Annotated in this window: 11 protein-coding genes; 1 reads left to right on the top strand and 10 read right to left on the bottom strand. The window is 34.5% G+C overall.

The window, feature by feature from the left end:
* Positions 1-504: 504 nt before the first annotated feature.
* The 9 genes from GJV77_RS14020 to GJV77_RS13980 form a co-directional block, all read right to left on the bottom strand.
* Positions 505-3231, bottom strand: a complete 2727-nt coding sequence (locus GJV77_RS14020; RefSeq protein ID WP_155036960.1) for a hypothetical protein — start codon at positions 3229-3231, stop codon at positions 505-507.
* Positions 3231-4265 carry a hypothetical protein gene (locus GJV77_RS14015; RefSeq protein ID WP_155036959.1) on the bottom strand — a complete coding sequence of 345 codons (1035 nt, stop codon included), beginning with the start codon at positions 4263-4265 and terminating at the stop codon, positions 3231-3233. The genes GJV77_RS14020 and GJV77_RS14015 overlap by 1 nt, the downstream gene beginning before the upstream one ends.
* Positions 4262-5059, bottom strand: a complete 798-nt coding sequence (locus tag GJV77_RS14010; protein ID WP_155036958.1) for a fimbrial biogenesis chaperone — start codon at positions 5057-5059, stop codon at positions 4262-4264. Before GJV77_RS14010 ends, GJV77_RS14015 begins: the two co-directional genes overlap by 4 nt.
* A gap of 15 nt (positions 5060-5074) precedes the next feature.
* Positions 5075-5608, bottom strand: a complete 534-nt coding sequence (locus tag GJV77_RS14005) for a hypothetical protein (RefSeq protein WP_155036957.1) — start codon at positions 5606-5608, stop codon at positions 5075-5077.
* 9 nt (positions 5609-5617) lie between these two features.
* Positions 5618-6133 (bottom strand): hypothetical protein, encoded by a 516-nt coding sequence (locus tag GJV77_RS14000; RefSeq protein ID WP_155036956.1) that lies wholly within the window; start codon positions 6131-6133, stop codon positions 5618-5620.
* A 134-nt stretch (positions 6134-6267) separates the two neighbouring features.
* Positions 6268-6822, bottom strand: coding sequence for a hypothetical protein (locus tag GJV77_RS13995; RefSeq protein WP_155036955.1), 555 nt, complete (start codon positions 6820-6822; stop codon positions 6268-6270).
* Between the two features lie 863 nt (positions 6823-7685).
* Complete coding sequence (locus tag GJV77_RS13990; protein ID WP_155036954.1) at positions 7686-8537, bottom strand: helix-turn-helix domain-containing protein; 852 nt, start codon at positions 8535-8537, stop codon at positions 7686-7688.
* 385 nt (positions 8538-8922) lie between these two features.
* On the bottom strand, positions 8923-9114 hold the full coding sequence (locus tag GJV77_RS13985; protein ID WP_155036953.1) for a cold-shock protein: 192 nt from the start codon (positions 9112-9114) through the stop codon (positions 8923-8925).
* 37 nt (positions 9115-9151) lie between these two features.
* Positions 9152-9562, bottom strand: coding sequence for a cold-shock protein (locus GJV77_RS13980; protein WP_155036952.1), 411 nt, complete (start codon positions 9560-9562; stop codon positions 9152-9154).
* A 486-nt stretch (positions 9563-10048) separates the two neighbouring features.
* On the opposite strand from GJV77_RS13980, the gene GJV77_RS13975 reads away from it, so the two are divergent.
* Positions 10049-10759: a hypothetical protein gene (locus tag GJV77_RS13975; RefSeq protein WP_155036951.1), complete on the top strand. Its 711-nt coding sequence runs from the start codon at positions 10049-10051 to the stop codon at positions 10757-10759.
* 539 nt (positions 10760-11298) lie between these two features.
* Here the strand turns inward: GJV77_RS13975 and GJV77_RS13970 are convergent.
* Positions 11299-12174, bottom strand: coding sequence for an IS4 family transposase (locus GJV77_RS13970; RefSeq protein ID WP_240142890.1), 876 nt, complete (start codon positions 12172-12174; stop codon positions 11299-11301).
* Positions 12175-12331: the final 157 nt, after the last annotated feature.

Below are 12331 nucleotides of genomic sequence, written 5' to 3'. Positions count from 1 at the left end.
CCTGGTGGTGTGAGAGGTCGGCTGAAGAAATAATCTTTAGCCTCCTACTTGATTAATAAAAAGAAACAGGGTTATGAATAAATACTTCAGTTTACTCTTCCTTTCTATCAAAGTTTTTATGGGTAGTCTGCTATTTATTGTTGTCGGTACCATCACTTGTTTTTATTTATAAGTATTTGTAGGTATGTGATATGGTAATAGTAGATTGTATATGAGGTGATAAAGTTGTAATTTTATAGTGTGATTAATGAAATTGCCTATGCGTTTAAAAACAATAATAATAGCAGGAGTATCTATATTTATGCTCTCGTTTTCTTCTATTTCTTCCTCTAGTGTATATATCTGTAAAGGTAACTCGAGCAAGCGGTTTCACAAGTCTAGCTCGTGTAGAGGACTTAGTAATTGTTCGACTGATGTTTATCGGGTCAGTGTGTCAGAGGCGCGTAAGATGGGGCGTACTCCTTGTCGCATTGAGTATTAAAGAGAAGTCATCTATGGCTTTCTTTAAAAGGAGATGGCTTTGAATTTCTTTGTTTCTACGGTTCTATCCTTGATTATTAAGACAAAGTCCTTTTCTACGGGTTGGTTAATATAGGTGTTTATACTACTACCGTTATCTTCTATTTCTAGGTATTGGCTGTTTTCAGGATATAGCATTACGCTATATTTTCCTTTTGGGATATAGAATATGTATTCCCCTTGATCAGAGGTATAAGCCGTGTAGGTCTGTCCAGTTTGGCTAGTGGCAACCACTTTTTGACCACCGTGTTTTTTGTTGATTAAATAACTTCTATCGTTGTATGAGTAACTTATTTTACCTGATAGCGTAGTGGTTTGTTTAAGGTATATTTCTTGTATTGCATCTTGGTTTAACAGCACAGTTTCAGCATTGGCAAACCAGTGTTTGTCATTTTTCACTTCAATTGTATAGCTGTCAGTTGGCAGTTTTCTGTACTCTACAATTCCTTGAGCATTAGAGATAAAAGCTCTTCCATTGATATAGATAATGCGATTAGCAGCAATGGTTATCCGTTTATCTTCGTCTAGATAATAGAGTTGTATTTTGAGGTTGTATGTCTTTATATAAGGTCTGTAAGGCTCTAGTTGTTTGATAAGACCTATTTGAAGATAATTAGTCTTGGCATTAGTAGTGAACCCTCCGTAGCTGTTGTAGTTATTGACATACGCTTGAAAGTCTTTAGTTAATTGATACTCTATACGGCTGTTGATTTGCCACAAATCATTGGTGGTTGATGTACTAGTATAGAAGGCATCTATTAGTAGACGTACCTTATTGTTAAATAACTCTTGTTTGAGTTTACCCATGACCATAAAGTTGGTATAAGTCGTTGCGTTTAGGTGCTGGATATACCAGGAGTTGATGAGTTCACTTAGATTGCTATAGTTATACTGATAAGAAGTCCCCAAGCTAAATGCCTTGTAGTTTAAACTAGCGCTAAGTCTATAGTGAAGCTTTTTACTGAGTTCACTAATAGAAGTATAGGTGCCCAAGTCAGAAGTAAGGCTGTAGCTTAAATCTTTAAAAAAGTTGTGTTTGCTATACGTAGTTGCTAATCGAAGGGCATTGAGTCTTTCCACAGCGAGTGTTTTATAGTTAAACCGCTCTTCTTGAACAAACTTAGGACTGATTGAAAAGCTATTCTCATTTAAGCGCAGAGCATAGTTTAGACCAATAGACAAGGCTTGCTGTTTATTGGTCAAGAAGTTAGTGTAGCTGTGTCTTGGAGCAAAACGAATAAAAGTCTGGGTAAGTCCAAAGCTGTGTTTGTTTATATTTTTTCTAATATTCGTATTAATCTGGGTGGTTCCCTGGCGCATTCCACCATAGTAGGGACTACTCCAGAAACTATTGGTTTGGAATTGATAGTCTTTCCACATCGCAAAACTATTAACACCTAATAAGATTCCCAAGTGATTATTCTCTCTTGTATTGATAAGCGATAGTCCTTGATTAAAACTAAGGTTGAAATTGGCTGTTTGATATAAGTCAAAGGCGTTGTGCCACAAGATTTTCTTTTCACTTAACTGGTGATTGAGATCATAGGTTATTTCAGACTGTTTCCAGTGGTGTTTACTGTTAAAGCCTACCCACGTGCTATATCCAATCGAACGATCAGTAGGATCTGTTACTAAGTATGTCTTGTCAATATATCCTGCAGATAAGGTTATAGAGTCCGATATTTTGTAGTTAGATTGTATCCCTCTTCCCTGAATTGAAAGTTCTCCCATCTGATAGATATTACCTGCTTTTACATAGAGTTTGTCGGTTTGATAATCAAGGAGTACTTGGCGTAGGTTAGCTTTTTTGTATTCTTCCCAATAGATGATATTGGTGGATAAGCCCAGTCTGTTGGTTTGGTTGAAATAGATATCTGTACCACCGATAAGTTCTGTTGCTTTCATTACATTGTTGCCGATTACTCTGTTGATTTCTATTGCATTTCCTGTAAAGGAATAGTCCATTTGTTGGTCTGGGGATTTATATTTTCGCCTAGCTTTAAGTGAACTAGCCAGGTAAGTGGTACGCGCAATAAAGTCACCATTGGCATACAATAGGGTGGTATTGATGTCAAAATCTTCTAATTTGACAGCTTGTTTGTTTATTGGAATATATAAATTAAGGATAGTATCCTTAGCCGGAGCGATACTTAATTGTTTGGTGATTGTCTTGTGTTTGTTAAATTCAAAAGGTAATGAATACACTAGGTGAACTTCTTCTTTAGTATTACCTTTATTTTTGACGATTGTTCTTATGTTGATGCTGTCTCCAACCTGTTGAAATTGTAGATAACGATTAGGGTTAATTAATAGAATTCGTCTGTTTTTTTCAATTAATACACGTTGTGAAGCGGTTTGTAGGGTTTGATTATTTTGTCCTACGACAGCTGCAGTTAAAGTAATGTTTTCTTGTTGATTAGCCCCTTGAGTAACACAAGCAATAATTGGGATAAAGAGTTGTTGGCCAGGGCTGAGTTGTATTTTTTTAGCAGGATTGGTTGATAGTTGAAGTGCAGGGGTGTTGCTCTGGATTAGGACGACCCCTGACCAATTAAGCGAACTATTGTTGCGTATGACTACTTTGGAAGAGACACTTCCTGAATGTTCAGCGATCACTTCAGGTATTGGAAATTCAATGCCTACAGGTAAGTCCTGTGCATAAACAGAAGTAAAGAAGCAAAAAAACAAAAAGAGATAAAGTGTTCTTATCATTAGTTAGGTACTATAACAAAGTATAAATAAGTTTCGTATCTGCCCGAGGCTTGTTGTAATTCCTTTAATCCAGGGGGTATACTAAGCTCAAGATTGTATGAAATAGACTGACTCCACTTTGGAAATGCAGCAATAGTTTGCTCTTGTGTAGAAAGTGAAATAGGACCATAGGTCTGTACCAGTCTAGCGTCGGATTGATTACCAGTCTCAATAGTGTTAAAGGTGGTTTTGAGTTTTAGTAGAGACACTGGTAAGCTATGAGTCATGTCGGTATTGTACATGAGATTATCCGCAGTTTTGACCATCACTTGATGTCCTTGATACGATTTGATATATAAGGCATTGTCAATAGCGATAGTCATTCCTTGTGCTCTTTGAGCAGGAGTGTCAAAGTTAAAGACAAATTCACTTGCTCCATTTCGCAGTTCGGCTAATTGATTACCATAATTACCATTGTAGTTAATTTGAAAGCGCGCTGTTCCGAAGGAAGAAGTCTGTCTGGTGAGTAAGCGATCCATACCAGAAGAAGTATCGTATAAGGTAAACTCGTAGGTACTGGTGTAAGTACCATTTGGAATTGTCAATAAGTGAGTACCTCCTTTAATAGCTAGGTCAAAAGAAAACTTATGCGGTTTAGTTTGGCTAATCGGAGCAGTTGTTTCGATGATTACACTTTCTTGAAACTTACTCAAAGGCAGTTCACGACCAATAATACTACCAGCTAGATAATCGTTTGATCCCCCTTGAAGATTAATGCGAAGGGACGCCATTTCGGCAGCAACACTATAATTACCCTCATAAAAATCATCTAATAGACGTACGGTTAGTTTCCATTTTTTTGGAGTATTTACTTTTTTAGAACCTTTGAACTGTACAGTAATTTGTCTGTTTTCAGTTAGTCCGTTTTTCAGGTCATTATATGAGTTAAATATAGCTTGTCCACCTCCGTGTATATTCATGTCGTATTGAGACCATACAGGCGTGTAAGCAATTAGGAAGAGTATAAGGAATTTAGGAAACAGTTTAGTTATCATAGGGTAAAGTCTATTTCAGCAACCTTGACAGTGTTGTTTTGTCCATAGGTTAATTCTACAATAAAAGTATAATTGCCTGGGGTAAGTTGTTCGGGTAAGACAAAGCTGTGTTTGCGTTTGTCCTTTGGCAGACTATAAAAATCTATTTGATTTAATGTGATACGCTCACCAGTTTGTTGGTTAAAATAGCTTGCTTTTAGTTGTCCATCACTCCAAAGGCTGCCGTTGTTTTCGAAGAAGACATCAATTACTTTTTGCCCATCTTCAGTTTTGTTTGGAGCCATATTGACAATTTCAACAGAGGCAGTATTGTTTTGATTAGCGTGATATACTTTAAGTCCCATGCGTACAGTTACTTTAATGGCGGCTCCGCTTTTATCCACAGACTGCCCAGGGTTGAGCTGTGTAAAGAAGACCATAGCCGTATGTACAGGAATATCATCAGGTAATACCTGAGGTACATTCAGGGCAATTTCAATTTGTTTGACTTCATTAGGCTCAATGACAAAATACGAGCTAGGTAGGACTTGAATCCAATCAGCTGCAGAGTTGCTTAAAGTATTGGCAGCAACAACGTTATTGGTTCCATTATTTAAATAATCCCAATCCCCCAGAGACACACCTACTTCGATTGCTTTATTATTTGGATTGGCGATGGTGAGTTTTTGCGTAGCAATAGTTCCTTCTGTATTGTGAAAGTACATTTTACCCGGAGATATTGAAAGTCCCGCTTGAGCAAATAAGGCCGAGCAAAAAAGAAGAAAAGCAAATAAGATAACGTTTGTTTTTGTCATGGTGTATGATGTTTATTAATGAGGAATTAGGGTATAGATAATCTCTGTTTGATAAGTTCCAGCAGGTCTATTAATCAATGATTGTGTAGTTTCTTTTGGGATAATATAGTTGATATCTATGTTTTGGCTATTTCCTTTATTATTTGATTGTACAAATATAATGGGTGTAGTAGATAAATAAACTTCTTGGGTATCAATCGGGGTTTCTATAGCTGTTTGTGAATGGGCAGTGGGGACTACTTTTACAATTCCCACAGGTAGGGAAGAGGTGTTTCCTTGATGCAAGAAATAAGCAGTAGTCGTCTTGACAGAGACTTGGTAAGGCTTAGAGCACTGTACAGTGATATGATTTTTCAATAAGCCTGTTTGAGCACCATTTAAGAAGGCATCACTAGAGGTTAGGTCAATATCGACAAAAGGATGCTTGACCACTAAGGATTGTTGTTCTTGGAAATTAAGCACTATTTTAGCTTTAGCAGAGCCAATCTGTGCTAAGCTAGGTGTGATACAATAGATGATCAGGCAAATGAGTAGTAATTTTTTAAACACAACAGGTTGTTATAAAGACAATATAGTGTAAGTAATAATGGTGTTGTACTCTCCTTGAGTTTTGTTCATTAACTGGTTGTCTGCTTCCATTTTATAGTCTATGTTGTATGAACGCTTGACGTCACCTTGTTCAGACCGTATCATATGGGTATCACTTAACGAGAGTTGAACTTCAGACAAGTTAATATTTTCTCGGGGTTCGCCTATACTACCTAAGGAAGGAGTAAGGTTGATGAGGTTTAGATCTATACTTTCATGTTGATTAGTCAAATCAGTACTAGCTCCTACACGCACTTCATACATTTGACTACTCATAACCTCTAAGTGGTCTTCTTGAGAGCTAATCACTCCGTGTGTGTAATCAAGTGTTGAGTCAAACTCAAGATTAACCTCGTGTTGAGCGGCATTAACTTTGATGGATTGTATCGGTGTAAGTACTATTTTTAGCAAGCTATCTGCCGACTGTTGAGCGCGAGCGAAAGCACTAGATAAGACTAAAAACAAAAAGAGTATTATTGGCTTCATATTCGCATTGTTTACTAGTCTTAAAGTTAGGCAATAAATCAGATAAAGCCAAGAGAAAAGGCAAAGAATACGATAAAAAAAAATCTACTACCGAGCTAGCTCGGTAGTAGATTTTAAATGATTTGATGTATTTATTATAGTGCGTATAAATTATACGTAACTGTTGTAGAATAAGTACCTTCCGCTTTATCAGTGTAAGCAGCTGTTTGTTCAGCAGGAATAGCATACTCGATAGCATATCCCATTTTAGCGCTACCTGATGTAGTTGTAATAATAGCGTTGCTCTCAGTAGTGTTTAAAGCAGCTACATTATGCGTTGCAGTAAAGTTAGCTGGCGCACTACCTTTAGCAAGGTTAGTATTTCCTTTAACGCGCACTTCTACTGTGTTAACAGGGATTGTAATACCGTTGTTTGTAAGATCACTACTAGCGACAACTTTCACTTCGTATTTTTGAGTAGCTGTAACTTGTACGTGATTAGCTAATTCTCCAGAAGTATTTCCATGCTGGAAATGTTCTACTGTGTTCATGTCAATGTTTACACTTGGATCGTTAACCGTTAATTCATAAATATCAGCTAAGTTTACATTTAGGTTAGTTGTTGCTGAACTTTTTTTGTCTTGTGCAAAAGTTGATCCACTTACTAAGGCTACTACTGTTACTACTGCTAATTTGAATATTGTTTTCATTTTTCTTTTATTAAGCTTTGTTATTGATTTCTTGTGCAAAAGTAGGGTAGTCTTGTGATGTAATAATTGTCATTTTTCTTAAAAATATTGTCATTTTTCTCAAATTGGCAATTTTTATGAGTTTATCAGTTTAATAAGAGAATATTATAAGTTGTTTTAAGAATATTTTAATAAATAGAATGTATTTTTGATAATATGTTGTGGTGAATTGATAAGTTTTGTCAATGGAGATATTCCTTTTTTACAGAATTGTTATTTTATGTCCTTATTTAATTAGTTTTAAATAAGGTAGAAACCTCGAGTAGTGACTTATTTTTGGTTCAAAAGAGAAGCTTTTTAAATAAAAAATACAGTATATTTTTAGTCAACGAAGGTTTTTATCTATTATTAGGTATTAAAAAAATACGTATTTGTGTTTTCTATTATATTCTTTGTGCTCCTAGGTAAATATTCATAAACAATTTATAAATCATTATATAAGTTACAGACATTTCTTTTCCTTGCTTTCTTGATCTAAGCGTGCACTTTTCTTGCCAATGAGTGGCTTGTGGGCTATATAGTGCACGTATACAGCTCTTATAGCACTATAGCTTGGAATAAATACCATTATTTTAAAACCACTATGAGCTAGAACAAGAACATGTTACTTCCTTATAAAAAACGTTTCTCTTTTTAGAATCATACTAGTAATTGAATAGCAAAATAGTTGCTTTTTCAAAAGTAGAAAGAATAGCATACCTGATTTTTTTAAAGAAGGCTTACGTTGTTTAGTTAGAAGAATAATTACTTGCCACCTATTGTAATATTAAAGGGCATATACTAAAAATCTAAAGCCTTATAGTTAGGAATGTAAGGCTTTAGATTTATTTTAATTCTCTGTATTCAGTCGGGCTCATACCCGTGGTGGTTGAAAAAAAGCGGATGAAGTTACTCACATCTTCAAAGTTTAGCTCAAATGCGATTTCTTTGACGGTAAGTGGAGTGTGTTTGAGTAGTAGTTTAATTTCGTTGACCACCACGCTATTAATAACTTTTTTGGGAGTGCTTCCAAAAACCTCCTTGCTAATCTGGGTGAGCTTAGCTACTGATATATTCATTTGCTTGGCATAGTAGTTTACACTTCTTTGGTGTTTTACATCTTTGCGTAATAGTTCGTTAAAGCGAATAGTGTATTGCATTTCCAAAGGAGTGAGCTTCTCTTTGTGGTATTGAACGTATTTATCGATATGGCAATTAATAATAAATAGTAGCATTCGCTCTACAATGTTATGAGCAAGCATATAATTAATATCACTATAGTCTTCTGTATTGAGTTTTATCAATGATCGAACGTAGTAATGAGCGAAAGAAAGTTGCTCTTCTTTTAAATTAATGGAATTAATGGCTTTGGAGTTATCAAAGAACTTACAATCATTTAAAAAGTGCTTGTCTAATTCGGTTCGGCAGTAGAAGCTATCAGTAAATTGGACGTAGCACAAGCTATAAGGGCTGTGAGCTGTAAGTCTAAAGAGTTCGTTCTTACCTAAAAATAAGCAGTCGCCTTGCTTGATGAGTTTTTGGTTAGTTGGTAGAGTTATGGTTACCTCTCCTTTTTCCAGCCACAAGAGTTGGTAAACATCTTTGTGCTGTGTGAAAGGCTCTTGGACGTGCATAAGGTAAGAGGCTGTTCCTACATCGATACCATACGTAGATTTAAGTTCAATTTTACTAAGCATAGTTTTGTGGGGTAGTTAGTGTTTGTTTTATAAGTTGTTTAAAGTTAATTATTTTAGGTTTAAAACCTAGGGATTTATATGAAATAATCTGATTTTACAGGGCTGAGGTGGTGTTTTTACTGGGGATTGATTTTTTTTAAAAAGCCAATACACTATCTTGTTTTATTTTCGAAACCCCTCTGTTTTTTATCAAACTTAGATTCAACAAATAAATGCAACAGCATTTATTTGTTGAATCTAAGACGTGAAAAGCAATGGTGATTATTGACTACTGCTTTTTTTTTAAAATCGGATTATAAGACTTGTAGATATAAAAAAAGTATGAAGCAAGCTCCATACTTTAAAAAATAATTGTAAAAATCTATATTACTTATTTTTGAGCAAATTAAGCTCTGCGAACGTTTACAGCGTTTAATCCTTTTTTTCCTTTTTCGATTTCGTAAGTTACTTCGTCGTTTTCAGAAATACGGTCAACTAGACCTGTAACGTGTACAAAAATATCATCTCCTCCATTGCTTGGTGTGATGAATCCGAATCCTTTAGTTTCATTGAAGAACTTTACTTTTCCTTCATTCATGGTATTAATATTTAAAAAATTGTTTATTAGTGACTTATTAAGCTTTCTGAACATTTACTGCGCGGACACCTTTGGCGTTTTCTTCTTTTTGATAAGATACTAACTCTCCTTTGGTAAGGGGGAATCCGACATCATTACTGTGAACAAATACATTGTTTTTACTTCCTTGTTCAGTGATAAAACCATAACCTTTTTCGCTGATATAGGTAATTGTACCTTTGAATTCAGTTTGTTGTTTGGTGTTGTTTTTAGTTTTCTCTCTTTCTTTTTCTTGTTGATCCGGTGGGATATCTGTTAGATTACCAAGGTAGTCAACATACACAAGCATTTCCTCAAGGCTTTTACCTTTGTTATTATTGGTTTTGCGATCTTCTCTACGCTCGGCCTTTTCTTTTTGTTTTTGTAACTTCTTTTTAATCTTTTCTTTCTTAGAAAAAGAGTCTGCCATAAATATTATTGTTTTAAAAAATTTACTATATGTGTGCCCTTCTATAGTCTTCAGACCCGAAAACAAGAAGGTCGGTATTTGTTAGTATAGAATACACAAGCTACTAGCTTATGACATATTGATTGGCTATGATGTGCTTTCATTTCTTCTCGAAACCAATAAATATGAATTATCTATAGGTGAATAAAGAATGAGAATGCTAGTTCGAATAAACAGTTGTGAATTTAAAGTAAAGCAAAAAAAGACTTTATCTCGTCTAATAAATATTTGACAAAAGTACTGCTAATTTGTTAGAAAGAGGCAGAATTAGTGTTTTATTTTAAATCAAATAGTTTTAAGTTAGAATTATATCTACTTAATGTCAATGTTTTTGTTCGTTTTTTATTTGTTTTATGTGTTGTTTGCTTAATTGATTGTGTTTTATTTATTATTTTTATACTATTATTTAAAGTAATTAAATTGTGGTTATGCTGAAAAAGTTTTTGTTTGATTTCCCTATCAACCTATGCGCAAGTGGGAATAAATACTCAGTTGCCCTTAAAGCCTTTGCATATTGATGGCGGCAAGGACAATGTTAAAGGAGTAAACCCTACAGCAGAACACGCTAAAAATGATGAGGTTATTGACCAACAGGGCAATGTGGGTTTAGGAGTCTTTACATCAACGACAAAGCTAGATATTAATGGTAAACTAAGAGTAGTAGATGGTCAAGAGGCAGCAAATAAATTACTTAGGGCTGATAGTCAGGGAGTTTATTACTGGGAGGCAATTCCTTATGCAACTCTAACTGTTCTCGGTACTTTTGAAAAAGAGGTGGTTAATGCGTTAAATACGGAAGCATTATTGTATTCTAATGGATTGTTTACTTTGACAAAGGGCAAATGGATTGTTAATGCGGTTGTAACTTTGTCAATGCCTAGCGACACAAATTTGTGGTTACACGCTTATTTATCAAGTATTAAAACAGCTAAGCAAAGTACGGGGTTTACATTCTTAGGGCCTTCAGGTAGTAAGACTGCTTATGCTGCTCGTTTGATCTTATCTACTGACGATGTTTTCGGATTGGTTTCAGGTAGTTCGATTATTGATGTAACCGCCCCACAGGCGACCATTTATCTATTGATTGAAGATAAAGGTAGTTGGAAGTTTACTCCTAATTATTGGGAGAATTATTTTTATGCAATTCCTGTTTTATAGTTCAATTGAGTTAAATAAAAGTGTATTTATGAGAAGTATAGTTGTAATGCTGTTTATGGTGTTAATTGCTCAAGGTGCTTATCCTCAGTTCGGAATTAATATTAACTCAAGTTTCGCACCTATTTACTTTCATGTATTCGGCTGATAATTAAAGTTATAATTATTAGATAAAAAACCAAAAGATTCGATATTTTCTATTATTTTTAATGTAACACCATGAATCACTAGTGTCCCATTAAAATAGGGACGTATTAAAAATCAAATAAACTTGGCTCATTAAGCCTATTTCGTTCTTTGTTATTTTGAAATTTAGTTTTATTAAAAAGATCTTTTAATTGCGTTTTATCAGTTAATGATATACTCAAGATTTGTAAAATTTCATATGTACTCCTATCAAGTTGCATGTCTTTTTGAACTATTGCAACTAAACAGTAAGTACTTATTGCAACATAGAGTTGAATGCGTAGTGCATTTTCAGTAGTTCCCCAGAACTTTTTAACTCTGAGATGTTGTTTTAACCATTTAAAGAAGAGCTCGACTTACCATCGATTTCTATAAAGTTCTGCTACTTGTAGTGCTGAAATTTGTACAGCATTGGTCAAAAAAATATATTCACGTTTTTGCTCCTCATCCCAATATTTGACCAATCGTAAATATTTAGTATAGTATTGCTTTGGATAAAACCCCGTCAACTCAATCGTTACATCTGAAAGTATATTTTTAGGTAGTCTCCGTTTCCATTTGACAGACTTATATTGAAGATTCTTCTTTGCTCTGATAACGAAGAACGCTTCAATTTGATGAATTTTATACAACATTTTGAAGTTGTTATATGCTCGATCAAATACGTAATAGGATTCTGGTTCATAAGGGATTTCTTTCATTGCTTTAGAATCATGTTCTGAAGCTGTGGTAATATGGAAAAATGTAGGGATTTGTGTCTCTACATCGTATAATGTATGCACTTTTATACCCCCTTTTTTCATTCTGAACTTTGCCCACCAGAATACAGAAAGACATAAATCAATGGTTGTTGAATCAAAAGCATACACATTTCCTTCAAGTTTGAAGATTTCAGAAACTCGTTTCTCTCTGGCTTGATTTACTAAATAATAGGCAAACTCTTCAAAAATGTGATAGTCTCGATCTTGATTAGCTCTCGCCAAAGAAGACCTTGAAACGTTCTTACCCATTCCCAAATGATAACATTTTGAGTGATGAGCATCCAGAGCGTTTATTAAATCTCTTAAACTTTCACGATTTGATAATTGCCCAAACATCAACGCAAGGAGCTGATTCCAACAAGTGAAATGCTTTACATATTTGTCTCCATTATATTTGGATATGATACGATTGAATTTACTTCGATTGAAAAATGAGACCAGTTGAGCAAAAACGTATTTATCTTGAAACATATGTTATCGGATTATCTAATCCAAAACTATAAATTCAAGTCCGTTCGCTCATAAAAAACATAACTATATGAATTTAAAAGATTTAAAAGAATAATTTTAGATTTTAATAGGACAGTAATGATCATGAATATCAATTGAGTCTATAAGTTTTTCCAAA

It is taken from the genome of Myroides pelagicus, assembly GCF_009711055.1.
GTDB lineage: Bacteria > Bacteroidota > Bacteroidia > Flavobacteriales > Flavobacteriaceae > Flavobacterium > Flavobacterium pelagicum.
The sequence above is the reverse complement of the archived record's forward strand: the minus strand, read 5'-3'. Positions and strand labels throughout refer to the sequence as shown.